The sequence below is a fragment of the Candidatus Pelagibacter sp. PS_28 genome (assembly GCF_059417885.1).
Genome location: NZ_CM182070.1, coordinates 46,275 through 71,904 on the forward strand (window position 1 = coordinate 46,275; position 25,630 = coordinate 71,904).

Consider the following 25,630-nt stretch of genomic DNA (forward strand, 5'->3'; position numbering starts at 1 on the left):
CATGACAAAAATTGATCACATCAGAAACTTTGCAATCATTGCGCATATTGATCATGGTAAATCAACAATTGCAGATAGGATAATTCATAGTTGTGGTGGTCTAACCGAAAGAGAAATGAAGGCACAAGTTCTAGACTCAATGGATATTGAGAGAGAAAGAGGCATAACTATTAAAGCTCAAACAGTTAAACTTAATTATAAAGCAAAAGATGGTAAAGACTATATTCTAAACATAATTGATACTCCAGGACACGTAGATTTTAGCTATGAAGTTAGTAGATCTCTGTATGCATGCGAGGGATCTATTTTAATTGTTGATAGTACCCAAGGAGTAGAGGCTCAAACATTGGCTAATGTTTATCAAGCTTTAGACACCAAGCATGAGATAGTACCTGTACTAAATAAAGTTGATTTACCAGCATCAGACTTAGAAAAAACAAAGAAGCAAATAGAAGAGGTCATAGGTATTGATACTGAAAATGCCATACCTTGCTCTGGAAAAACAGGTGAGGGTATAGAAGATATTCTAGAACAAATTATTGTGTCACTACCAGCTCCAGAAGGAGAAAAAGATGCTGATTTAAAATGCTTATTAGTTGACAGTTGGTATGACACTTACTTAGGGGTGGTTATTCTTGTTAGAGTTATTAATGGAAAAATTTCAAAAAATATGAAGATCAAAATGATGTCTACTGACCAAGAATATATAATTGAAAAAGTAGGTGTATTTACTCCAAAAGCAACTGATGTTAATGAATTAAATGCAGGAGAAATTGGTTTTATAACAACAGGAATAAAAATTTTATCAGAAACAAAAGTGGGAGATACTATTTGCGATGCAACTAAACCACATCAAGAAGCACTACCTGGATTTAAACCAAGTAAGCCAGTTGTATTTTGTGGTTTGTTTCCTGTTGACAGCTCTGAATACCAAAAATTAAAAGATGGTTTAGGTAAACTTCAATTAAATGATGCTAGTTTTTCATATGAGGCAGAATCTTCATCTGCGTTAGGTCTTGGCTTTAGATGTGGTTTTTTAGGTCTCTTGCATTTAGAAATTATAACTGAAAGATTAGAAAGAGAATTTGATATAAATTTATTAACTACAACACCAGGGGTTGTTTATAAAGTTCATATGAACAAAGGAGGCATAATAGAGTTACAAAACCCTTCAAGTTTACCAGAACCTACTTTAATCAAGTTTATTGAAGAGCCTTGGATTAAAGCAACGATTATTACACCGGATCAATATCTAGGAGCAATTATAAAAGTTTGTCAGGATAAAAGAGGAGTACAAACAAACTTGAGTTATTCGGGTAATAGAGCTGTTTTAAATTATGAAATCCCTCTAAATGAAGTTGTTTTTGATTTTAATGATAGGCTTAAATCAATGACTAGTGGCTATGCAAGTTTTGATTATGAGATCATAGGTCATAGAGAAGGAGATTTAGTAAAATTAGGAATACTTGTTAATGCTGAGCCAGTTGATGCTTTATCAATGATGGTTCATAAAGATTTTGCACAAACTGTTGGAAGAGAGGTATGTGAAAAATTAAAAGATTTAATCCCACGTCATAATTTTATGATTCCAGTGCAGGCAGCAATTGGAGGAAAAATTATAGCAAGAGAAACTATTAAGGGTTTTAAAAAAGATGTTTTAACAAAAATTCATGGTGGTGGAGCTAGAGATAGAAAAAGAAAACTATTAGATAAGCAGAAAAAAGGAAAGGCCAGAGGAAAACAGTTTGGTAAAGTTGAAATACCACAAGAAGCATTTATAGGTGTGCTAAAAATAAATAAAGATAACTAGAATATGAAATTATTTGATTGTTTTATGTATAATAGTGAGGACTTGCTATTAGATTTAAGGCTTAATATTTTAGACCAGCATGTAGATCAATTTATAATTATCGAGTCACTCTTTGATCATCAAGGAAATAAAAAAAAATTAAATTTTAGGTTGGAAAATTATTCTAAATTCAAAAAAAAAATAAAATACTTAGTACTACATAGCTTTCCAAAAAATCTTACTTCATGGCAAAGAGAAAACTATAATCGTAATTTTATAACTAATGGTTTAGGTGATGCAAAACCAGATGATTATATAATGATTTCTGATTTAGATGAGATACCAAAAATCGAAGACAAAACAATTTTCGAAAAAAAGAAATATACGGTATTTACTCAAAAAATGTTTTATTACAAATTTAACCTTCACAATATAACAGAACCAAACTGGATGGGCACCAGAGTTTGTAAAAAGAAATATTTAAAATCACCTCAATGGATAAGAAATCAAAAAATAAAAAAATACCAAGTATGGAGAATAAAAAAATATATTCAAAAATTACAATGGAATATTATTGAAGATGGGGGATGGCATTTTTCATTTGTAATGAGCATAATGGATATAAAGAAAAAAATAGAATCTTTTGCACATAGTGAGTTTAATAAGTCTGAATTTTTAGATATTCTTAATATTGAAAAAAAAATAAATTCAAGAAAAGATCTATTTGGCAGACCTTTTGAATTTATCAAAATTAATGATGAAAAACAGCTACCAAAATATCTATTGTTAAATAAAGAGAAATACAAAAATTTATTAGCTTAAATGACTAATTTAAAAATATACTGTGTAACAAATAAAGAGATTAACTTTACACACGATATTAACTATGAGATTGGATGGGTTGGCCAAGGTATAGCTCCAAAAAATTATATTAGTTGTAATGAAAAAGATAATATCTTTTATAAAGAGAAATATTTCTCAGAATTAACTTTTCATTATTGGTATTGGAAAAATTTACAAAAATTAGAAAATAAAGATGAATGGGTAGGCTTTTGTCAAAAAAGAAGATTTTGGATGAATGACAATCTTAATGAAAATAAAATACAAAATGATATACATAAAAAAAATCTTTTAAACAAAGTACCCATCACATGGAAAAACTATGAATCTATTATCTGTAAGCCTATTGATTTAAATAATGTTAAAATAATGAAAATTTTTAAAAGAGGATTTAAATCTATTATTCAGGATCCTTTAATTTTATTTTCTAAGGATAGACGTACTATCAAATTGCATTTTGATATGCATCATGGTCATGGTAATTTAATAAAGGCAGCCAATCTTCTTGATGAAGTAGATAGAGCAGATTTTATAGAGTATATCAATATATCAACAAGTTTTAATCCACATATAATGTTTATAGCCAAACCCAAAATTGCTAACCTTTGGTTTAGTGCATTATTTCCATGGTTAAGTAGGTGTGAAAATTTATTTGGATTTGATGATTTAAAAGGTTATGACACTCAAAGATTATATGCTTATCTTGCAGAAAGATATTTGTCATTTTGGTTTAAAAAACATACCAATTATTTGGAGTGGCCTTGGGTTTTTCATGATACCAAAAGTTAGTTTTTTTTAAAAAATTTTTTTATTTCAAGGCAAACAGTCTTAATTTCTTTTTCTGTTATTTTATTATGAAATGGTAAGCTGATTTGCTCTTTACCCCATTTTTCACTTACAGGACAAGTGGTCTTGGGGTATTTTTTTTTGTAATAGAATAACTCTGTAATTGATCTAAAGTTTACTGTAACAAAAATTTGTTTACTTAGAAGATGTTCTATTAGTTTATTTCTGTATATTTTATTTACACCTATTGGTAACAAGTAATAATCTCTATCTTTATTTTTATTATTAAAAGGAAAGTTAATTTGTTTAATTTCTTCTAGATATTTTTTATATTTCTTAAATATATTTTTTTTTATTTTTACATTTTTGGAGTAATTAATAACCTGATCAATAAGTATTGAAGCATTAATATCACTCAAATTTGATTTAAATCCATACTGATTAACATCCCATGGAATGTATTTATTATTAACAAATCTTTTAAAGGCAGGTTTTGTCATTCCGTTGTTAGAAATTGATCTTATAGCTTCCGCATATTTTTTATGATTGGTTATTATAGCGCCACCTTCACCACAAGTAATACTTTTTGTAGCATAGAAAGAAAATACAGCAAAATCTGCATAAGTTCCCAAGGTTTTATTTTGATATTCGCCACAAAAAGCGTGTGCACTATCTTCTATGATACATATTTTTTTTTTTACAAAAGTTCTTAATTTTTTAGTATTAAATAGATTTCCATAAAGATGGACAGGCATAATAACTTTTGTATTTTTCGTTATTTTTCTTAAACAATCGTTAATGTCTAGGAGTTTTGTTTCTACATCAATATCTGCAAATACTACCTTTGCACCAACCATTTCAACAACATTTGCACAAGCAACAAAAGTACAAGCTGGTATTATTACTTCATCGGACGGTTTTAGTTTTAGTGATAATAAAATACTTATTAAACCATTAGTCCATGAATTTGTTAAAATTGCAAATTTTTTATTAAATTTTTTTGAAAGTAAATTTTCTACTTTTTCACAGATGGGTCCAGATGTTAGATATGAGCTGTTAAGTGTTTTTTTAAGATAATTTCTATTTTTATCTAAATTATGCTTAAAGAATGGAACCATATTTATTTTTTATCTAAGAAATCTTTATAAACGTTTAAAGTTACTTTTTGTTTAGAAAAAGGGTCTTGATCTTTTTTAATAAAATGAAAAGTCTTTAAAATTGACTCATTAGTCAATTTATTCAAATTTATTTTATTTTGGAATTTTTTTGCAGTTTTAATTGAAACTTCATAGGATCTTTTATCGATTGTATTTATTTCATGGTGTATATTTACATTTTTTATTTTAGTAAGTTTTAATATTTTTTTAGTTAGTTGAATTATGTTTGTATTAAAATTTCCTATATTAAAAACCTTATTTAGCGTTTGTTTTTTATTTTCTGTAATAATTTGATTTATTACATCGCAGGCAAATTGATTATGACAAAAAAATCTTAATTGTGTTCCACCTAAAATTTCAATTTTTTTAGAAAAAATCATATCTCGTATAATTTTATTAATTGCAATATCGTATCTCATTCTTTCTGACCAGCCATAAAGAGTACCTAGTCTCATGATTGTAAAAGGAATTTTATTTCTTTTTTTTAAATATTTTTCATACTTCAGGCATAACTTTGAATAAAGGGATATTGGTTTTGGCTTTGATCTTTCCGAAATTAAGTTTTTATTATTTCCATATACTGAACAAGAAGACATATAGATGTATCTTAAAATTTTTTTATTATTTTCAATTTTTTTATATAACTTTAATTTATTTAGATAGTTGGTAGTGTTTGTAAACACCTTATTTAATTCAGATGCTGGATCATTTGAAATGTTTACCAAGTCAACAATAAACTCAAAATCTTCAAAAAATTTTTTAGGTAGATGATTATAGTCCTTTTTATATAGTGTGAAGTTTTTATTGGGAATATTATTTTTTCCAAAAAAACACTTATCAACCCCAACAACAATTTTGCCATCATTTATTAAATGAGGCACTAAAACTGAACCTAAAAAACCTTCAGAACCTAGTATTAAAATTTTTTTCATACAATTTATAAATATACCATTTGATATAATACAGTTTTGTTTATATTGAAATATAATGATTAAAAATATATTTTTTTGGGGTGCAAAATACAAAGCAGGCATAATACATGATCTTATAAAAAACAATAAAATCAAGGAAGATACTAAAAATTTATTTGTTAAATACTTATTTGACCCAGGTTTAGATGAAGCAAAATTTAAATCAAAAGCTAAATTTTCTAATAAAAAAGAAAATTTAGAAGAATTTTTTAAGAATTCACATTATTTTGTAACGTGCATAGGAAATGATCTTGGTATGGCCAGATACTTCATTTCTAAAGAATTAGAAAATAAAAAGATTAAACCTCTTAATATTATTAGTAAAAGTACATATGTGGATAATGAAAAATTATTAGGTAAAGGTATTCAGCTTTTCCCAAACTCAGTTGTTCAAACTAACGCCAAACTTGGAGACTATAGCATTCTTAACACTGGAGTAATTTTAGAACATGACTGTATTGTAGGTAATGGAGTGCATATAATGCCAGGAGCTGTAATTGGAGGCAATGCCGTCATAGGAGATTATGTCTCGATAGGCTTGAATGCAACAGTGATGCCCAAAGTTCAAATTGAAGAAGGGGCATATATTGGAGCAGGTGCAGTTGTAATGAATGATGTTAAAAAAAATGATGTAGTAGTTGGAAATCCAGCTAAATTCCTAAAAAAAATAGAACATAAAGTTAATTTAGATATTTTTAAATAAAGATGAAAATAAATCTAGCAACATTTTATTCGTCTGATCTTAAAAGATCAGCTGATCGTTTTAAAGAACAAGCCACATTAATGAATGTTTATGATAATATTTATATATTTAATCAAGATGATCTTAATGATGATTTTAAAGAATATATATCAAAACTATTAAAAAAAGGAAAAAAAAGAGGATATGGCCATTGGGTCTGGCAAACTTATATCCATCAAGTTGTTCTTTCCAAAATGAATGAAGGGGATATTTACCACTGGTGTGACGTAGGATGTCACTTTAATATAAAAGGTATTTCTAGATTAAAAGAATATATAGAAATTGTTAAAAAGGATGAAAAAGGTTGCTTATTTTTTTCATACAAAGAGCCAGATCTGAGTAAAGAATTTAGTAATTACAATTTTGCAAAAAACTTAGAATATGAATATACAAAATCTGATCTAATTAAATATTTTAACCTCAGATTGGAAGATAACATTATTCAAACACCCCAAGTATGGGGAGGTTCATTTTTTTTACGTAAATGTTTGGTTTCAAACAATTTAATGAAAGAGCACTATGAAATTACAAGAAATAGATATGATTTAATTGATGATGATGAAACTAAATTTATTGAGAAACCTTTACCTGGATTTATTGCACATAGACATTCACAGAGTGTACTTTCAATATTAGCAAAAAAAATTAATTGTAATTTTTTATCAGCTTATGAATCAGAGTGGGCACTAGATATGAATGGAAAAAGAACATTTAATCATTTAAATTTTTTTCCTATAATTGCTAAAAGAGATAAAAGAAAATTTTTTTTATTTAGGTTTTTTGATAGACAAATAAAAAATTATCGAAGAAAAATTAATAAAATTAAATCTTTTTTTAATTTTTAATAACTAATTAATCTCTAATTAAAATTTGCCAATTATCAATCTCTTTAAAAATTTTATAATTACTCATTATAAAGTCATAAATATAGGGAAACCTATCTTTTGGTGAGAGTTCAACTTGATTTCGTCCTTTCATATTTCCAATATTTTGATACGTGCCCCCCATAAGAATAAACTTAGGATATGATTTTTTTAATTCTTCAACAAACAAAAATTGATTTTTTTTCTGACCCATATTCATTATATGATAAAATTTAGTACAACTCGATTTATTTAAATAATAAGAAATTGCAGTTTCATATGAAAATATTTGAAAACAGTTTTCATATTTAGTTAATATTTCAAGTTCCTTAATTAAATTAATTTCATTTGGTTTTAAATAAAATTTATCAGAAGTTTTTATATAATTAAGTGATCTAGCTTTAAAATTATAAATATTTTTAAAAGAGTTATTAGGAATATAAATAATAAAAAAAACTAGAATTAATAAACTGTTAATTAATTTAAAAAAAATAGGTTTTAAGTTTTCAAATTTATTAACTTTATTGAGTGTAAATAGAAGGTTGTAGATAATAAAATATATTAATAAAATTAAATTTAGAGTACCACCTTGTTTAATATGACCTCCATCAGATCTAGTTAATCCAATTTTATAAAATATTAAAGAAACAAAATAGTATAAAAAAATAAATAAAATTAAATTTTTATTTAAATTTGATTTCTTTTTAAAAAGATAATTAATTAAAATTATACCATTTATAATTATAAATATTAAATTTTTAGTGGCCCGTGTTGACCCATCTTGATTTGTAAAAGGTGTGGGATGTATGATTCCATTAAGAAGATCAGAACCTTTCAATATATCAAGAGAATTGATTATAAAATTAGTAAATTCAATTTGACCTATTACAAGATAAAAAATAAAAATTGAAATTATAAAAATAAGTATAATTAAAATTAATTCCTTAATACTTTTATTTGAGATGAAGATTAAAAAAAGAGGAATATAACCAGCTATCATAAAAACTCCTCTGTCTAGACTCCAAAGTAAACTAGATATTGGTAATACACCTAAGATAAAACAGTCTAAAAAATTTATTTTTTTTTGATTAAATATTTCATAAACAACTATAAAAAAAATAAACAGAGGTAAATCTCTGTAGCTAAAAGCATTATTATTTATTAAAGAAAAAACAAAATATCCAAGAATAATAAAAAAAAGTGTTTTAAGGTTTTTATTTAAGCTTGTTCCATTAACAAATTTAAATATAAAAATAAAAATTGATAATGCAGAAATTAGATTAAGAATTTTTATAAAATACCGATACGCCGATAATGATTTTGAGTTAAATAAGTCCCATGCAATATTTGCATTTAAAATATCAACAAATAAACTTGTTACAACAAAAGAACTTTTCCAAAGTTCATTTTCTAGTTTAAAATTAAGAGCACCTGATAAAGCTTGTCCTTCATGAAAAAGATCTATCACATGTGTATTAAAGTCCCGAGAGATAAAAAAAATTATTAATATAAATAAAAAATAAAAAAGAAAAATTATTGATACATTTTCCTTAAAAGCATTGTTTTTATCTAAAATTAAAATTTCTTTTAACGATTTTAAATCTAATTTATTAAAAAAAATAAAACTCAATAAATAAGTAAAAAGAGGCAAACTTACAAAAAAAATATATCTAAAATTATCGTTTAAAGCACTATGTTTGAAGATACTATAATATCCAACAATTTCATTTGGATTATGATATTCAAATTGTATTTTATCCCACAACAAACTTCCAACTATGATAGCAATAATGGCTGGAAATATAATTTTTAAATTATGTATAAATGTTTCTTTCATGCAATTTTAATTTACTGGAATTATCATTTTTAACTGCATCACATATATCTTTATAATATAATAGATTTTTGTTCCTATATTTTTATTTAAAATAGTTCTATTATTAATAATTAATTTTACTATAAAATATTAGAGAGATGGCTGAGTGGTTGAAGGCGCATGCTTGGAAAGTGTGTAAAGGAGCAATTCTTTCATGGGTTCGAATCCCATTCTCTCTGCCATTAAATAAGCCTTGTTTTTTAGGGTTAATTAGATAATTTTAATATTTTTTTATTAATATAAATAAGCTTTTTTTTTAAAAAATGTTATAATTTTTTTTTCCTAAAATTATAAAATGACAAACAAAAACACATACCAAGCAGACTCCATCAAAGTTTTAAAAGGTCTTGAGGCTGTTAGAAAAAGACCTGGAATGTATATTGGTGATACCGATGATGGAACAGGTTTGCATCATATGGTCTATGAGGTTGTTGATAATTCGATAGATGAAGCTTTAGCAGGACACTGTAAAAATATAGATGTTAAAATAAATTCTGATGGAACCATTACGGTTAGAGATGATGGTAGAGGAATACCCGTTGATATGCATAAGGGTGAAAAAATGTCTGCTGCAGAAGTTATTATGACTCAGCTTCATGCTGGAGGAAAATTTGATCATGATTCATACAAAGTATCAGGTGGTTTACATGGTGTTGGAGTTTCAGTTGTGAATGCATTATCAGAAAAATTAAAATTAGAAATCGATAGAGATGGAAATAGATATTTTATAGAATTTAAAGATGGAGCCTCAAAAGCACCTCTTAAAGTTATAGGAAAATCAAAAGAAACTGGAACACAAATAACTTTTTTACCATCAAAAGAAATATTTTCTTCAATTAAATTTACTCCAAGTATAATTATTAAAAGAATGCGTGAACTTGCATTCTTGAATAAGGGAATAAAAATAACCGTTAATGACTTAAATCAAAAAAAAGAAAAAATAATTGTATTTAAATTCGATGGTGGAGTTTTAGAGTTTGTTGATTTTTTAGATGAAAAAAGAGAGAAACTTGTAAATAAAACAGGCAATGATTTATTCAAGAAACCCATTTATATTGAAGGAAAAAAAGATAATATTGAGATTGAATGTTCTTTAAAGTGGAATGCAAGTTATGGAGAAGACATCTATCCATATACAAATAACATTTATCAAAAAGATGGTGGTACCCATTTATTAGGATTTAGGAGCGCCCTTACTAGAGTAATTAATAAATATGCTACAGAGCATAATTTATTAAAAAAAAATAAATTAACTATTTCAGGAGACGATATTAAAGAGGGTCTTACATGTGTAATTTCAGCAAAGATACCAGATCCTAAATTTTCTTCTCAAACAAAAGATAAGCTTGTTTCATCAGAAGTTAGAATGATTGTAGAAAGTATTGTTAGTGAAAAACTTTCAATATGGTTTGATCAAAACCCAACTTTATCTAAGATTATTTTATCTAAAGTAATGCAGGCAGCTTTAGCAAGAGATGTTGCTAGAAAAGCTAGAGAAAATGTTAGACGTAAGGGTGCTTTAGAATTAAGTGGATTACCTGGAAAATTAGCAGATTGTCAAATAGGCAAACAAGAAGGAACAGAATTGTTTATTGTTGAGGGAGATTCTGCAGGGGGTTCTGCTAAACAAGGAAGAAATAGATCAAATCAAGCTGTTTTACCACTTAGAGGTAAAATTCTTAATACTTATGTGGAAGAGATTATTCTTAAAAAAAATAGTAATAGAGATAGTAGCGAACATAGAACAAAATCTTTAGCAAAAATGATGTCATCTAATGAGGTTGTGACTTTAATTAATGCACTTGGCCTTGATCCAAAAGTTGAAGATATTGATTTGAAAGATTTAAGATATGGAAAAATTATTATCATGACTGATGCCGATGTTGATGGTTCTCATATACGAGCATTATTACTAACATTCTTTAACAACAAGCCATTTAATAAACTAATTGAAAATGGGCATGTTTATCTTGCACAGCCACCTTTGTTCAAGATCAATAAAGGAACAAAAGGCATTTATATAAAAGATGAAAAAGAGTTAGAAGATTATATTTTAAAGAATAATAAAGAATTACAAAAAATTAAAAAAGGAACAAAAGAATTCATTAAAGCTTATGAAGATGAAAAATCTAGAATGAGTATTCAAAGGTTTAAAGGATTGGGAGAGATGAACCCAGAAGAGCTATGGAATACTACGTTAGACCCTGAAACAAGAAATTTATTACAAGTACAATACTCAAAAGATATAAAAAAAGATCAAGATTTAATACACACATTAATGGGTAATGATGTTGCATTGAGAAAAGATTTTATTGTTTCAAATGCAATTAATGTTCAAAATCTAGATATCTAATAATGAAGTTTTTCGAAACTTCTAAATATTTCTCATTAAAAAAATCGACCTACATCAATTTAAGATGGATTGCTATTATTGGTCAGCTTATAACAGTTAATATTATTTATTTTGTTTTTAATTTTAAATTTAATCTAATTTTAGAAAATTTGATAATTTTGATTGGAGCGCTAAGTAATCTTTATTTAATCTATATTAATAAAAACACACAACTGTCAGATAAAATAGCATTTCTTTTTTTATCTATTGATATTTTACAACTGAGTTGTTTGATTTATTTAACAGGTGGAATTATAAATCCTTTTTCAATTTTTTTGATTATCCCGGCTATATTTTCATCATCTAATTTAGGTTTTAGGAGCAATTTATTGTTAGTTAGCTTCACAGTTTTAGTGATTATTTTTCTTACTTTTTTCAATCAACCTTTGCCCTATCCAATTAAAGAACATTTTCACGTAGATAGCTATTATTACTATTCAATTCCAATCGCATTAATTATTGCTTTAATTTTTTTAAATTATTTTGCTTTAACTTTTGGATCAGAATCTAGAATAAGGAAAGAGGCACTAAATAAAATGGAAGAAATCATGTCAAAAGAACATGAGCTATTATCATTAGGAGGGCAGGCCGCTGCCGCTGCACATTCATTAGGTACACCGTTTTCAACAATGAAGATTATCTCCACTGATTTATTGAAGCGATTTAAAGATAATGAAGATGTTAAAAAAGATATTGAATTATTATCCAGTCAATTAGAGAGATGTAGTGAAATTTTAAAAAAATTAACATTAAACCCAATAATCGAAGATAATTTTATTGATCGTGATTTAACAATGGCAGAATACGTGAGTGAAATAGTCAAGTCATTCCAAGAAACAAGTAAAAAAGATTTTATTGTAAATTATGATCAAAATTCAAATCCACTAAATATAACTAAATCAATAGAAATTGTTTATGGACTAAGAAATTTTATTGGTAATGCAAATAAGTTTTCTGAAAATAAGGTTTTTATTAATATAAAAAGTGATAGTGATTTCACAGAAGTTATGATTGAAGATGATGGTGAGGGGTACTCAAAAGATGTTTTGAGTAAAATTGGAGAGCCTTATATTAAATCTTTTAAGTCTTCAATAAAATCTAAATCTGGATTAGGTCTTGGAATTTTTATAGGCAAAACTTTACTTGAAAAAAATTATGCAAATATTTTATGTAGAAATTCCCAAACAAGAAGTGGGGCCGAAGTAAGTATTAAATGGAAAAATAAAGATCTTTTAAAACTTTAATGTAGTTTTTTTTTATTTTCAAATAAGCCACTCAATTGTGAAACCATAACATCCCCAAGTTCATGCACATCTGTTATTTTAATAGCTTTATTGTAATATCTAGAAACATCATGCCCAATACCGATAGCTAAAATTTCAACGTCACTCTTAGTTTCTATAAATTTAACCATTTTTTTTAAATGTTTTTCTAAAAAATCTCCTGAATTAACTGATAAAGTTGAGTCGTCAACTGGAGCACCATCTGAAATAACCATCAGTATCTTCCTTTCTTCTTTTCTTTTTTTAATTCTATTATAGGCCCACGAAATAGCTTCCCCATCAATATTTTCTTTTAACAATCCTTCTTTAAGCATTAAGCCTATATTATTTTTCGCCTGCCTCCACTGTGTGTCTGCACCTTTATAAATTATATGTCTTAAATCATTTAATCTTCCAGGATTTTTTGGCTTATCATTTTTAGTCCAAGCTTCTCTGCTCTTACCACCTTTCCAGTTTTTTGTAGTAAAGCCTAAAACCTCTACTTTTACTGAGCATCTTTCTAAAGTTCTAGATAATATATCCGCACAAAGTGCAGCAATTGTTATTGGCCGACCTCTCATGGAACCAGAATTGTCTATTAACAAGGTTACGATTGTGTCCTTAAAATCAAGATCTTTTTCTTTCATAAAAGATAAAGAATTATAAGGATCCATAATTATTCTAGTTAATTTTGAGCTATCTAATAAACCTTCTTCTAAGTCAAACTCCCATGCTCTATTTTGTTTTGCAAGGAGCTGCCTTTGTAGTTTGTTAGCAAGCTTAGTAATTAAATCTTGAAACCCGACAAGTTGTTGGTCTAAATTTTTTCTTAATTTTTGCGTTTCTTTTATATCTTCTAATATTTCAGCTTTTGCAATTTCATCAAATTCTGTGGTGAATACTTTGTAATCTTGATCAATATTATCAATATTTGTTTTTTGTAAAACACTTTCTGCACTCTCTTTTAAAGAATCCGAGTCTTCTAATTGTTCTTCCATCTGCTGGTCGCTTAGATCAAAGCCAGCATCTAAACTAGTCTGGCTGTCATCTTGTTTATTTTCTTCCTCTTTATCATCAGACTGGCCGTCATTATCGTTCTCTGATTTATTGTCTTGCTCATTTTCTTGTTCATCGTTTTCTTCATTATTTTCTTTATTATTTGAAGCAAAGACATCCATATTCTCTAAAATTTCTGAAAATTTTAAACTATAATTATTTTGATCTTCCAAATTTTTACTTAAAAAATCAAAATGTTTATCAATAGACTCGTCAAATTCTTTCTTCCAAAAATCTAACATTTTTGTAGACACATCATTGAGTTCTAATTTAAAGAATTTGTTTAACATATATAATTCAAAAGCTTCATTCACGGGAACATCTTCTTTATTTTTTAATTGTTGTTTACGATTAGAAAGTATTTTTTGGTTATAATTTTCACTTAAATTTTTTCCAACTCCTTTAAGCATTTTGCCACCAAGAAGCTCATACCTGATTTTTTCGGCAATATTATATAAAGATTTACAAGAAGGATTATTAGGTAGGTTTTTATTAAATATTTCTTTATTTGAAAATTTTTTCTTTAAGGCACCAGAGTCAGTTTCTGCTCTTAGTTTAACAAAATCATTTTTATTTGATAAATTGGTTATATCAAAAAAATTAGTTTTTTTATTACTTAAATCTTTATCTAATTTTTTAACATCTAATTTATAATCTTCGGAAATTACTTTAGCTGTAGAAATTAATGCTTGTTTAAATTGCTCTTTAAAATTGTTTTCTTTTGAGCTCATTTAGATCTGAATATTAACCATCGACTCTGGTAATTCCTCTCCAAAGCATCTCTGATAATATTCAGCTATTGTATTTTTTTCTATATCGTCACACTTATTCAAAAAAGTGACCCTAAAAGCATAACCTGTGTCTTTGAAAATTTCAGCATTTTCAGCCCAATGAAGTACCGTCCTTGGACTCATTACGGTTGATATATCTCCAGCTATAAAGCCTTTTCTAGTTAAAGATGCAACTTTAATCATGTTAGAGACTTTTTCTTTACCTTTTGGATTGTTTAAATTTTTATTTTTAGCAAGAACGATTTCCATTTCTCTATCAAGACTAAGATAGTTTAAAGATGTTACAATATTCCATCTATCCATCTGCCCTTGGTTAATTTGTTGGGTACCATGGTACAATCCTGTTGTATCCCCTAAACCAACTGTATTCGAAGTTGCAAATAATCTAAAAAATTTATTTTGTTTTATAACTTTATTTTTATCTAAAAGAGTGAAATTACCTTCAGCTTCTAATACTCTTTGAATAACAAACATCACGTCTGGTCTTCCTGCATCATACTCATCAAAAACAAGTGCAACAGGGTTTTGAATGGACCAAGGTAAAATACCTTCTTTAAACTCAGTAATTTGTTTTCCATCTTTTACAACAATTGCATCTTTTCCAATAAGATCAATTCTACTTACATGACTGTCTAAATTCACTCTAATACAAGGCCAGTTTAATCTAGCTGCGATTTGTTCAATGTGAGTAGACTTTCCTGTACCATGATAGCCTTGAACCAAGACACGTTTATTAAAAGCAAAACCTGATATGATAGCAAGGGTAGTATCTCTATCAAACTTATAATTTTTATCTATTTCGGGAACGTATTCACTTCTTTTAGAGAAAGCGTCAACTTCCATATCTGAGTCAATTCCAAAGCTTTGCTTTAAAGACATTTTAATGTCTGGCTGTATGTTTAAATTAGGTGTCAATTTTTTCCTTATAAGTATTTTTTAGCTGAGTATAAGCCAAAGTAATTAATTTAAGTTTTTCTTCGTATTCTTTATTTCCCAAATTAATATCAGGGTGAAATTTTTTGACAAGAGTTTTGAACTGATCTTGTATTTGTTCCCATTTTTGGCCAACTGAAACACCCAGAATACTAAAAGCTTTAATATCATTAGCATCAAATTTGAATTGATTCATATGGTTATATTCACCTCTAAGTTTGGTTTTATCAAACTCATCTTTTAACGTATTGTTCCACAGAACTTTAAAAAAATTATCTGAAGAGCTAAAGCTCTGAGTGGGTTTATGCCAGGTCATGTCAGACTTTAAAAAATCAAATACTTGCTCATCATCCATTCCTTTAAAATAATTCCAATTTTTATTGAATTCTTTAACATGAGCTAAGCAAAGCAATCTGTAGCGTTTGCTATTATCTTTCTCAATTGGTGCCTTATATTCACCAGTATCAAAGCAATTATTCCAATCACAAATATTTTTCATGCTGTATAGTAATAAATTATTATTTATGAATATAAACGAATTAATTAAAATTGTTAAAAATAAACTTGAAGCAAAAATTGTTATACAGGATCTTAAAATCGAAGATAAAAGTTTTTTACATAAAAATCATAAAGGAAATCAAGAAGGAATGTTCCATCTAAAATTAATTATTAAATCTGAAGAACTTAAAAAATTAAATAAAATTGAATCAACCAAGAAAGTCTATAGTGTTTTAGATGTTGAGTTGAAAGAGCATATACATTCTATTCAAATACTACTTAGTTAATTCTTTTTTTAGAAAGAGATTAATAGTTTTTTCATTAAACTGTAATTTGTAAACTGGAGAACCTATTTTTTTAAGCAAAACCAGACTAATTTTTTTTGTATCATTTTTTTTATCATTTTTCATAAAAGATAAAATTGTATTTAAATTTTTTATTGAAAAGAATTTATTGATATCTCTTGGAAGATTTAGGTCATTTAAGTGACCATCAATTAATTCAAATTCTTTTTTATTTAAAATTTTATTTAATAAACTAAATCTAGCAGCAGTTTTAACACCGAGGATAACTGCTTCACCATGATTTAATTTTGCTGAATAACGCAGTGTAGCTTCAAAGGCATGAGCAAAGGTATGTCCAAAATTTAGTATTTTTCTTATACTTAATTCTTTTTCGTCAGCTTCAACTACTTTTTTTTTAATCAAGCAGCTTTGATGAATAGCTGTTTGTATAAAGGGACTTTTTAATTGGAGAATTTTTTCTCCATTTTTATTTAAAAAGTAAAAAAATTTTTTTTCATTAATAAGTGAGTGTTTTAAAATTTCACCATAGCCACATACAACTTCTCTTTTTGGTAAAGAGTGTAAAAAGTTAATATCTGATATAACTAGACTAGGTTGATAAAATGAGCCAATTAAGTTTTTACCATATTTGGTATTTACACCTGTTTTGCCTCCGATTGATGAGTCGACCTGTGAAAGTAGTGTAGTTGGTATATTTACAAACTTTAAGCCTCGCTTAAATGTGCTTGCTGCAAAGCCTGATACATCACCAGTAATACCACCACCAATAGAAATTAAACAATCATTTCTATTAAAATTTTTTTTTAAAAGAATTGATGTGATTTCATTGACACTTTTTAGATTTTTATTTTTTTCACTCGCATTAAAATAATGAATTGAAACAGATCCTTTTGTTAAAGATTTTAAAGTATCTTTTACTAAATTTTTTGGAATATTTTTGTCAATTACTAGAAGACATTGATTAAAATCAATAGAATTTTCTTTCAAAAATTTATTTACTTTTTTTAAAATATTATTTCCAATAATAATTGAATATTGTTGACTGTTGGTGTTAACTTTTAATTTAATTAAGCTCATATGTTTTTATTATTGTTTTAACTATTTCACTTTTTGTTAATTTATTACAGTTTATTTTAAAATTAGCTTTTGAATATACTTTCTTTCTTTTATTAATAATGGCTTTAATTTCAAGATCAGTTGAATTTGAGGCTAATGGTCTTTTTTTACTACCTTTAATTCTTTTAATTAAAATTAAATCATTCCAATCGAGCCAAAAAGAAAAATGATTTTTTAAAATATCTTTTCTTATCTTGTCATTAATAAAACTGCCCCCACCCAAAGAAACAACAACTTTTTTATGTTTTAAAGACTTAATAGTTATTTTTTCTTCTAAATTTCTAAAGTATGCCTCGCCATTTACTTTAAATATTTCTGAGACGGTCATACCAGCATGTTCTTCAATTAAATTGTCTATATCAATGAATGGAATATTCAATTTTTTGGAAACCATAGCTCCAATAGAAGATTTGCCTGACCCCATCATACCTAAAAAAACGAGGTTTTTATTTGAATTCATAAGTTTTCTTTATTGAAAAAACACAAATATGTCTTAATTTGAAATTACTAAAGAATATATGCAATTTTCAAAAAACACAAGTAATCGGAGTGGTAAAAGTTTATTAATCAAAATAGTATTTGTGTTAACTATTTTTATTGGAGCCATAGTACTACTTGGTAAAATTGAATTTCCATCTCCAAATAAAGACATTGAAAAAATCATCCCTAATGAAAAACTTAAAATTGTTAAGTAAGAACTATTTTTTAGTTATATTATTTTCTTTATTTTTTGGTTTTGCAACCAACTCACAAGAACCAGTGGATATCTGGGAAGTAGGAGAAAAAAAATCTAAAGAAAACATAATCTTAACCGAAGATGAAGCGGAAAAAAATATTCCACAGAATAGTATTTATGAAATGCAGTCCCAAAAAGAAGGGGAATTAAGTATAGAAGAAACACAAACTTTAATTTCAAAAGAAAAAAAATTAATTGGAATTTATGATCCTGCAGAAAATGGTTTGGATATTAATATGTGGTCTAATTCTAATGGAGATCAAATTTTAAATATCTTTAAAAGAATAGATAAATTGGAACTTTCAAGAGATGCTGCAGAGATTTTGGATGTTTTATTATTAACAAATGCACATTATCCAGAAATGAATATTTCAAAAGAACAGTTTTTAGAAATTAAATCAAAGTGGCTTATTAAACGGTCAAACTTTGACTTGATTGAAAAATATTTATTAAATAATGAGATTATTAATGAGCATCCAAAACTTACCAAACATTTAGTAGATCATTATTTGTCTCAATCAAATGTTAAAAAAGCTTGTGAAATTTTTTCTAAAATTAATGAACCGATACAAGATTTATATTTATCTAAATTCAATATTTATTGCTTAATTAATAATAATAAAAGAGATGAAGCTCAATTGCTTATCGATCTTCAATTAGAATTAGGCATTGTAGATAAGTTTTTTAATAAAAAAATTGATTATTTGATGGAGTATAATACAGAACCAGCAACAGAAGTTTCAGAAAAAACAATTTTAGATTTCCACTTATCGCACAGAACGAACCCAGAATTTAAATTTGAACCAAAAAATACTACATCCAGGCAAATATGGAAATATCTATCAACTTCAAATCTATTAGATGATATCAGTGATATTGAGCTTACAGATATAGAGAAAATTACGAATATTGAAAAAGCAACACATGAGGGAAATTATACAGAAAAAGAATTATTTGAACTTTATAAGAGATTTCAATTTAATATTAATCAATTATTGAATATTAAAGAGTCAACAAAAGTACTTTCAAGTATAGAGACAAGAGCGCTAATTTATCAAGGAATTTTAATTACTACTGAAATTGAGAATAAGTTACAGTTAATGAACGCCCTCAAAAATTCTTTCAAGAATGACGGTATTGAAAATGCATTTAATATAGAATTAAAAAATTTTTTAAAAAATATAGAAGAGAACAAGGTGCCTTCAAATTTTACAACGTTTTATCAAAATAATTTAGGTAATGAGGAGACAGAACAAGCAAATATTAAAATAAATAATAAAATTTTACATCAATCAAAATTAATAAATTATTTAAAATTAGAAAAATCTAAAAATGATCCCACAAAAGATATAAATGATTTCTTAAAAAAGATAAAAAAAGATAAAAAATATTTTTTTTCTAAAAAAGATGTAATTTTAGTTGAGACCTTTAAGTCCGATGGTGTCAAGATTTTAGAGAAGTATGATGATTTATACCAAATAAACGATTCAGAAATACCTTCTGATATTCAAATATTTGTTAACAGTGGTGATATAGCTGCTGCATTGCTTAGAATTGTTGAGGTTATAGGGCAAGACAGCTTAAATACTATTGATGAAGATACGTTATACTTTATTATAAGCACACTTAATCAGCTAAATGCGGATCCACTAAGAAATAAAATACTCTTTAAAGTTCTTCCTTTAAAAGTTTAAAATTTATACTAAAATAATCAACCATAATGTCAGTTAAACCAATTTTAACAGAACCAAATAAACTATTAAGGCAGATTTCTAAACCAGTTGAAAATGTTGGTGATGAAGAAAGAAGACTTATGGATGATATGTTGGATACTATGTATGCAGCACCGGGGATAGGTCTTGCAGCAATTCAAATAGGGGTACCAAAAAGAATTATAGTAATGGATATAAGTAGAGATGAAGACAAAAAGGAGCCAAGATATTTTGTTAATCCAGTAATCAAAAATAAAAATGATGTAACGTCAAAATATGAAGAGGGTTGTTTGTCAGTTCCTGATCAGTTTGCTGAAATAGAAAGACCAAATGAATGTGAAGTTGAATATTTAGATTACAATGGGAAAAAACAATTATTAAAAGCAGATGGATTATTGGCAACTTGTATTCAACATGAAATGGATCACTTAGAAGGAGTTTTATTTATAGACTATTTATCTAAGTTAAAAAAATCTATGATAATTAAAAAACTCTCTAAGATTAAGTCGAATAGAATAATCGTTTAAATGACAAGGAAAATTGTCTTCATGGGTACACCATTTTTTGCTGTACCAATTTTAAAATCTTTATATGAAAAAAATTATATAATATCTGCTGCATATACACAGCCACCAAAAAAATCTCAAAGAGGTCAAAAAATAAATAAGTCGCCAATACAAATTGTAGCAGAAGATTATAATATAGATTGTAGAACACCAGATACATTAAAAGCAAATAAAGAAGAATATGAATATTTAAAACAACTAGATTTAGATTTAGTAATTGTTGTGGCCTACGGTCAAATAATACCCAAAGAATATTTAAATCTTGCCAAAAAAGGTTTTATAAACATTCACGCCTCCCTTCTGCCAAAGTGGAGAGGTGCTGCACCCATTCAAAGGTCTATTATGAATTTAGAGAAAGAAACAGGAATTAGTATTATGAAAATAGGAGAAAAACTTGATACTGGTCCAGTTGGCAATAGTTATAGAATAAAAATTAAAGATAGTGATAATGCAAAAACAATATCAACTAAACTTTCAATTTTAGCTTCAGAAAAAATCATAGAAAATGTAGAAAATATATTTGAAGATAAATTAACATTTAAAGAACAAGATGAGACAAACGCAACCTATGCTTCTAAAATTGAAAAATCAGAGGGTGAAATTAAGTGGAATGATAATGCAGAAAGTATTATTGGAAAAATAAACGGATTATACCCAAGCCCTGGGGCCTTTTTTATTTTTAAAGATGAAAGATACAAAATTTTAAAAGCAGAATTAGGAAATAAAAGCGGTGAGATAGGTGAAGTAATGTCCAGTGATTTAGAAATTAGCTGCGGTAACCAAAAATCTATCAAAATTATTGAAATTCAAAGACAAGGAAAAAAGCCTCAAAATATTAATGAATTTGTTCTTGGTTCTCAAATTACAAAAGGCTCAAGAATAACAAATGTTTAGATATCAAGTCTTAATAGAATATATAGGAACTAATTTTGTTGGTTGGCAAATACAATCTAAAGGAAAATCAATTCAAAAAGAAATACAAGTCAAGTTATCAAAATTTTTAAAAGAAAAAGTGGTTTTGATAGGATCTGGAAGAACAGACGCAGGCGTTCATGCAATAGAGCAGTCAGCTCATTTTGATTGTAAAAAAGAAATTCAAAATTTAGATAAGTTATTAAAATCAATTAATCATTTTATAAATGATAAAGGTATTTCTGTTTTAGCAATTAAAAAAAGAAGTCTAAAATTTCATGCACGACATTCTGCCAAACAAAGAATTTATAAATATATAATTTTTAATAGATTAAGTAAGCCTTCTCTTGAAAAAGAAAGAGGTTGGCACATAATCAAAAAATTAGATATTGAGTTAATGAAAAAAGGGGCAAAAAAACTTTTAGGTACTAAAGATTTTTCTACTTTTAGAGCATCAAGCTGTAATGCAAAAAGTCCAATCAAAACTATGAAATCTGTTAAGATTAAATCAAAAGATGGAAGAATTGAAATACAATTTAAATCACAATCATTTTTACAACAACAAGTACGATCAATGGTAGGTAGTTTAAAATACTTAGCTGAAAATAAATGGGATTTAAAAAAATTTGAATTTGTTATTAAATCAAAAAAAAGAATTCTTTGTGCACCACCAGCACCTGCTGAGGGATTATTCTTAGAAAAAGTTATTTACTAGTTTTTTGTCGGCCGATACTAAATTTTTTATTAATTCTCCATCTAGATTCTGCTCTAACAATATAACCACAACAATTTTTTGACTTACATTTGCATGGAAACTGTTTGTAATCTTCATCATAACCAAAACCATAATCGGCTGTAATCTCTTCACCTTTTTTAATATCTTTTATAGCAACCACCCATAATTTTAAACCTGTCCCGTTATAATCGCAATTATTAGAACAAGAGTGATTTATTAAACGTGCTGTGTTCCAAGAAACATCTCCATCCAAGTCATATTTTTTATTCAAATTAAATAAATAGATGGGCTTTGCATTATCAAACTTTTGTGACTCTTCAGTTTGTTTCTTAGTGATAATTTTACCTACATAATCAATAATTCTAGTACCTTTTTTGATATCTTTTGCAGCATACAGGCCACGACCTTTTTTATCGATGTCAGATTTTTTAATTTTGTAAAGTTTCATTGTGAGTTCTTTAATGCGTATTGAGAAATTATCAATTAAATTCTAGTAAAGCTTTTACATGCATCTCAGTGCTTTCTTGAAGTGCTTGTAGATCGTATCCACCTTCTAAAATTGACACTACTTTTCCATTACAATATTGTTTTGATAACTCGAGTGTTCTTTTGGTAATATTATAAAAATCTTTTGACTCTAATTGAAGTTGTGCCAATGGATCATCTTTATGAGCATCAAACCCTGCAGAAAGTAAGATAAATTCAGGTTTAAACTCTTTAATTTTATTAAGTACAAATTCATAAGCATTTAAATATTCTTCAGAAGTTGTTCCTGCTGGCAAAGGAATATTTAATATATTGTTATGTTTTCCTTTTTCATCATTAGTGCCTGAGCCTGGGTAATAAGGGTATTGATGAGTAGAAATATATAGAACTTTTTCATTATCATAAAAAATATCTTGAGTGCCGTTTCCATGATGCACATCAAAATCAATAATTGCTATTTTTTTAAGTTTATATTTATTTATAAGATAATTGGCTCCAACAGCGACATTGTTATAAATGCAAAAACCCATAGCTTTATTTTTCTCTGCATGATGCCCTGGAGGTCTAACGGCACAAAAAGCATTTTTAAAATCTTTATTTTGAACACCATCAATAGCTGTTATAATTGAACCTACAGCATCTGATGTGGCATCCTTACTTCCTGGGGAGACAATTGTATCTCCATCCAAAAAAGATAATCCTTTTTCAGGAAAAGATTTTTCTACAAAATTTATATAATCAGAATTGTGAGTTATTTCTAAAAGTGACCGGTCAAATCTTGAAGGTTTTTTCCAAACTAAATCTTTATTATCTAATTTTTTGAAATTATCGATAACCACTACAACTCTATCAATTTTTTCTGGATGACCGTCGCCCGTATTATGATTTTGATAAGTATCAGAGGTTATTAAACCAGTTTTCATTTAAGATAGATATTCTTGATAAATAGTTTCTCGCTCTACTTTTGGCATTCCTTTGGTTCTTTCTACAAACTCATTACGTTGCTCTCTATTCTTGAAAACAAAAAAACAAACTGTATCTTTAGAGTGATAAATAGCTTTTAATTCGTCATCAATATCATTCAGTTCTTTAGGAATATCTGTTTTAATACAAATCATTAAAAGTAATTTTTAAGAATTTCAGAATATATCTTTGTTAACTTTTTTAAGTCTGAAATAGATACTGCCTCATCTACTTTGTGCATTGTTTTACCTACTAGACCAAATTCTAAACATGGAGCAATTTTTCTAATAAATCTTGCATCAGAAGTTCCACCGGTTGTAGACAATTGAGGTTTAATTTTTGTAATTTTTTTTATTACATCTTGAATCATATAAGTTGTTTTATTGGGCTTAGTTAAAAAAGCTTCACCTGATAAACGATATTCAACTTTAAAATTAGATTTATCCTTTTTAGTAATTTTTTTGAAAATTTTATTCAATCTATTCTTTAAGCTAGAAGACGTATGTTTATTATTAAATCTTATGTTAAAGGTAGCTTTTGCAAGTCCTGGAATAACATTATCAGCTGTATTATTGATATTAATTTTAGTTACCTCTAAATTTGTAGGCTGAAAGTCTTTTGTTCCTTTATCAAATTTTATTTCTTTTATTTCATTTAGTATTTTTATTAATGAAGTTGATGGATTTTTAGCACGATGAGGATATGCAACATGACCTTGAGTTCCAATTATAGTTAATTCAACATTAATACTTCCTCTTCTACCTATTTTAATCATTTCACCAAGTTTATTAGGGTTTGTTGGCTCACCAACTAAGCAAAAATCTATTTTTTCTTTTTTCTTTTTTAAGTAATCAACTACTTTTTTAGTACCATTAATTGCAACACCTTCTTCATCACCAGTAATTAATAAACTAATTGATCCATTAATTTTTTTATTAGTTAATACATAGTTATTTACAGCAACAACCCAGCTTGCAATTGCACTTTTCATATCATTAGCACCTCTCCCAATAAGATGATTTTTTTTAATAGTTGGACTAAAAGGTTTAATCGTCCAATCTTTTATATTTCCGGGAGGCACTACATCCAAATGACCAGCAAACATAAAGTTTGGTTGAGTATTACCCAATCTTGCATATAGGTTTTTAACTGGTTTAGAGTTTTTATCTTTAAACTCTAAAATCTTACATTTAAATCCAATAGCAGTTAATTTTTTAGCTAAGAATTTCATTACCCCAGCATCAATTGGTGTAATGCTTGGAAATCTTATTAGCTCTTTAGCTAATGTGATTTCATTATAAGTTGGCATTTAGTCTCTTAATAAGTCGTTAATAGAAGTTTTAGATCTAGTTTTTTCATCAACTTGTTTAATAATTACCGCACAATATAAAGCAGGACCTTTACCATCTTTACTTGGAAGGCTGCCCGGTACTATTACTGAGAACGGTGGAATTTTTCCATAGATTACTTCACCAGTTTCTCGATAAACAATTTTTGTAGATTGACCAATAAATACACCCATAGATAATACAGATCCTTCTCCAACAATTACTCCTTCAACTATTTCTGAACGAGCTCCAATAAAGCAATTGTCTTCGATGATAGTAGGGTTAGCTTGCATTGGTTCTAATACACCTCCAATTCCAGCACCACCTGATATGTGACAGTTCTTTCCTATTTGTGCACACGATCCTACAGAAGCCCAAGTGTCGACCATAGTTCCTTCATCTACATAAGCTCCAATATTTACAAAGCAAGGCATTAGTACTGCATTCTTTCCAATAAAAGATCCTTTTCTAACTGGAGAATTTGGAACCATTCTAAAACCAGCTTTTATATGATCTTCCTTAGTCCAATTTGCTGTTTTACCTTTTAGTAAATGAGATTTATCATACCAACTACTATACGGGCCGCTTAATGAATCCATATCATGAATTCTAAAACTTAACATTATTGCTTTTTTTACCCATTGATTAACTACCCACTCATTACCATTTTTTTCAGCTACTCTTAGTTCACCTTTATCAACAAGTTCAATCGTTTGGTTGATAGCATTTAATATAGACTTATCAGATTGACCGTTGATAGAGTCTTTATTATCCCAAGCTGTATTGATAGTGTTTTCAAATTCTTTCATAGTTT

At 27.2% G+C, this 25,630-nt stretch carries 25 protein-coding genes and 1 tRNA gene; 13 read left to right on the forward strand and 13 right to left on the reverse strand.

The window, feature by feature from the left end; translation table 11 throughout:
- Position 1: 1 nt before the first annotated feature.
- From lepA to AC5SMR_RS00215, 3 genes are read left to right on the forward strand one after another with little or no spacing between them, the layout of a single operon-like run.
- Entirely contained in the window at positions 2 to 1,810 is a 1,809-nt protein-coding gene (lepA, locus tag AC5SMR_RS00205) for a translation elongation factor 4 (protein ID WP_494576940.1), read from the forward strand.
- Between the two features lie 3 nt (positions 1,811 to 1,813).
- Positions 1,814 to 2,611, forward strand: coding sequence for a glycosyltransferase family 17 protein (locus AC5SMR_RS00210; RefSeq protein ID WP_494576941.1), 798 nt, complete (start codon positions 1,814 to 1,816; stop codon positions 2,609 to 2,611).
- Entirely contained in the window at positions 2,612 to 3,418 is an 807-nt protein-coding gene (locus AC5SMR_RS00215; RefSeq protein WP_494576942.1) for a DUF4422 domain-containing protein, read from the forward strand. It abuts the gene before it with no gap.
- Here AC5SMR_RS00215 and AC5SMR_RS00220 read toward each other — a convergent pair.
- Together AC5SMR_RS00220 and AC5SMR_RS00225 are read right to left on the reverse strand one after the other, a co-directional pair.
- Positions 3,415 to 4,533: a DegT/DnrJ/EryC1/StrS family aminotransferase gene (locus AC5SMR_RS00220; protein WP_494576943.1), complete on the reverse strand. Its 1,119-nt coding sequence runs from the start codon at positions 4,531 to 4,533 to the stop codon at positions 3,415 to 3,417. The two genes, AC5SMR_RS00215 and AC5SMR_RS00220, sit on opposite strands and share 4 nt — an antisense overlap.
- A gap of 2 nt (positions 4,534 to 4,535) precedes the next feature.
- Positions 4,536 to 5,504: an SDR family oxidoreductase gene (locus AC5SMR_RS00225; RefSeq protein WP_494576944.1), complete on the reverse strand. Its 969-nt coding sequence runs from the start codon at positions 5,502 to 5,504 to the stop codon at positions 4,536 to 4,538.
- Between the two features lie 55 nt (positions 5,505 to 5,559).
- Here AC5SMR_RS00225 and AC5SMR_RS00230 point away from each other — a divergent pair, with 55 nt between their 5' ends.
- Together AC5SMR_RS00230 and AC5SMR_RS00235 are read left to right on the forward strand one after the other, a co-directional pair.
- A complete protein-coding gene (locus AC5SMR_RS00230) occupies positions 5,560 to 6,246 on the forward strand; it encodes a DapH/DapD/GlmU-related protein (RefSeq protein WP_494576945.1) in 687 nt (228 codons plus the stop codon).
- Between the two features lie 2 nt (positions 6,247 to 6,248).
- Positions 6,249 to 7,130, forward strand: a complete 882-nt coding sequence (locus AC5SMR_RS00235; protein ID WP_494576946.1) for a hypothetical protein — start codon at positions 6,249 to 6,251, stop codon at positions 7,128 to 7,130.
- Positions 7,131 to 7,137: 7 nt separating this feature from the next.
- On the opposite strand, the gene AC5SMR_RS00240 is transcribed toward AC5SMR_RS00235, so the two are convergent.
- A complete protein-coding gene (locus tag AC5SMR_RS00240; RefSeq protein WP_494576947.1) occupies positions 7,138 to 8,985 on the reverse strand; it encodes a hypothetical protein in 1,848 nt (615 codons plus the stop codon).
- 131 nt (positions 8,986 to 9,116) lie between these two features.
- Between AC5SMR_RS00240 and AC5SMR_RS00245 the strand changes: the two genes are divergently transcribed.
- The 3 genes from AC5SMR_RS00245 to AC5SMR_RS00255 all read left to right on the forward strand — a co-directional run bounded on the left by AC5SMR_RS00245 (position 9,117) and on the right by AC5SMR_RS00255 (position 12,660).
- Positions 9,117 to 9,206, forward strand: a tRNA-Ser gene (locus tag AC5SMR_RS00245).
- A 113-nt stretch (positions 9,207 to 9,319) separates the two neighbouring features.
- Positions 9,320 to 11,377, forward strand: a complete 2,058-nt coding sequence (locus tag AC5SMR_RS00250) for a DNA gyrase subunit B (protein WP_494576948.1) — start codon at positions 9,320 to 9,322, stop codon at positions 11,375 to 11,377.
- A 2-nt stretch (positions 11,378 to 11,379) separates the two neighbouring features.
- Positions 11,380 to 12,660: an ActS/PrrB/RegB family redox-sensitive histidine kinase gene (locus AC5SMR_RS00255; protein WP_494576949.1), complete on the forward strand. Its 1,281-nt coding sequence runs from the start codon at positions 11,380 to 11,382 to the stop codon at positions 12,658 to 12,660.
- Here the strand turns inward: AC5SMR_RS00255 and AC5SMR_RS00260 are convergent.
- The 3 genes from AC5SMR_RS00260 to AC5SMR_RS00270 are packed head-to-tail and all read right to left on the reverse strand — an operon-like array spanning position 12,657 to position 15,957.
- Positions 12,657 to 14,465, reverse strand: a complete 1,809-nt coding sequence (locus tag AC5SMR_RS00260) for a cobaltochelatase CobT-related protein (protein ID WP_494576950.1) — start codon at positions 14,463 to 14,465, stop codon at positions 12,657 to 12,659. The two genes, AC5SMR_RS00255 and AC5SMR_RS00260, sit on opposite strands and share 4 nt — an antisense overlap.
- Complete coding sequence (cobS, locus tag AC5SMR_RS00265) at positions 14,466 to 15,440, reverse strand: cobaltochelatase subunit CobS (protein WP_018413771.1); 975 nt, start codon at positions 15,438 to 15,440, stop codon at positions 14,466 to 14,468. It abuts the gene before it with no gap.
- A complete protein-coding gene (locus AC5SMR_RS00270) occupies positions 15,430 to 15,957 on the reverse strand; it encodes a J domain-containing protein (RefSeq protein WP_006997453.1) in 528 nt (175 codons plus the stop codon). Before AC5SMR_RS00270 ends, cobS begins: the two co-directional genes overlap by 11 nt.
- Positions 15,958 to 15,982: 25 nt before the next feature.
- On the opposite strand from AC5SMR_RS00270, the gene AC5SMR_RS00275 reads away from it, so the two are divergent.
- The gene (locus AC5SMR_RS00275; protein WP_271564448.1) at positions 15,983 to 16,243 is read left to right on the forward strand and encodes a BolA/IbaG family iron-sulfur metabolism protein; all 261 of its coding nucleotides are present in this window, start codon (positions 15,983 to 15,985) and stop codon (positions 16,241 to 16,243) included.
- Here the strand turns inward: AC5SMR_RS00275 and aroB are convergent.
- Both aroB and AC5SMR_RS00285 read right to left on the reverse strand, forming a co-directional pair.
- Complete coding sequence (aroB, locus tag AC5SMR_RS00280) at positions 16,232 to 17,338, reverse strand: 3-dehydroquinate synthase (RefSeq protein WP_494576951.1); 1,107 nt, start codon at positions 17,336 to 17,338, stop codon at positions 16,232 to 16,234. The two genes, AC5SMR_RS00275 and aroB, sit on opposite strands and share 12 nt — an antisense overlap.
- Positions 17,325 to 17,837, reverse strand: coding sequence for a shikimate kinase (locus tag AC5SMR_RS00285; protein ID WP_494576952.1), 513 nt, complete (start codon positions 17,835 to 17,837; stop codon positions 17,325 to 17,327). Before AC5SMR_RS00285 ends, aroB begins: the two co-directional genes overlap by 14 nt.
- Positions 17,838 to 18,046: 209 nt before the next feature.
- Between AC5SMR_RS00285 and AC5SMR_RS00290 the strand changes: the two genes are divergently transcribed.
- The 4 genes from AC5SMR_RS00290 to truA are packed head-to-tail and all read left to right on the forward strand — an operon-like array spanning position 18,047 to position 22,018.
- Entirely contained in the window at positions 18,047 to 19,807 is a 1,761-nt protein-coding gene (locus AC5SMR_RS00290; protein WP_494576953.1) for a hypothetical protein, read from the forward strand.
- Positions 19,808 to 19,833: 26 nt separating this feature from the next.
- Positions 19,834 to 20,352, forward strand: coding sequence for a peptide deformylase (gene def / locus AC5SMR_RS00295; protein ID WP_494576954.1), 519 nt, complete (start codon positions 19,834 to 19,836; stop codon positions 20,350 to 20,352).
- Entirely contained in the window at positions 20,353 to 21,285 is a 933-nt protein-coding gene (gene fmt, locus AC5SMR_RS00300; protein WP_494576955.1) for a methionyl-tRNA formyltransferase, read from the forward strand.
- Positions 21,278 to 22,018, forward strand: coding sequence for a tRNA pseudouridine(38-40) synthase TruA (gene truA / locus AC5SMR_RS00305; protein WP_271615766.1), 741 nt, complete (start codon positions 21,278 to 21,280; stop codon positions 22,016 to 22,018). Before fmt ends, truA begins: the two co-directional genes overlap by 8 nt.
- Here the strand turns inward: truA and AC5SMR_RS00310 are convergent.
- From AC5SMR_RS00310 to dapD, 5 genes are read right to left on the reverse strand one after another with little or no spacing between them, the layout of a single operon-like run.
- On the reverse strand, positions 22,008 to 22,487 hold the full coding sequence (locus tag AC5SMR_RS00310; protein WP_006997444.1) for an SET domain-containing protein: 480 nt from the start codon (positions 22,485 to 22,487) through the stop codon (positions 22,008 to 22,010). The genes truA and AC5SMR_RS00310 overlap by 11 nt on opposite strands.
- A 31-nt stretch (positions 22,488 to 22,518) precedes the next feature.
- Entirely contained in the window at positions 22,519 to 23,448 is a 930-nt protein-coding gene (locus AC5SMR_RS00315; RefSeq protein WP_494576956.1) for a histone deacetylase family protein, read from the reverse strand.
- On the reverse strand, positions 23,449 to 23,643 hold the full coding sequence (locus tag AC5SMR_RS00320; protein ID WP_011281728.1) for a hypothetical protein: 195 nt from the start codon (positions 23,641 to 23,643) through the stop codon (positions 23,449 to 23,451).
- Positions 23,643 to 24,797: a succinyl-diaminopimelate desuccinylase gene (dapE, locus tag AC5SMR_RS00325; RefSeq protein ID WP_494576957.1), complete on the reverse strand. Its 1,155-nt coding sequence runs from the start codon at positions 24,795 to 24,797 to the stop codon at positions 23,643 to 23,645. The genes AC5SMR_RS00320 and dapE overlap by 1 nt, the downstream gene beginning before the upstream one ends.
- A complete protein-coding gene (dapD, locus tag AC5SMR_RS00330) occupies positions 24,798 to 25,625 on the reverse strand; it encodes a 2,3,4,5-tetrahydropyridine-2,6-dicarboxylate N-succinyltransferase (RefSeq protein WP_494576958.1) in 828 nt (275 codons plus the stop codon).
- Positions 25,626 to 25,630 lie beyond the last annotated feature (5 nt).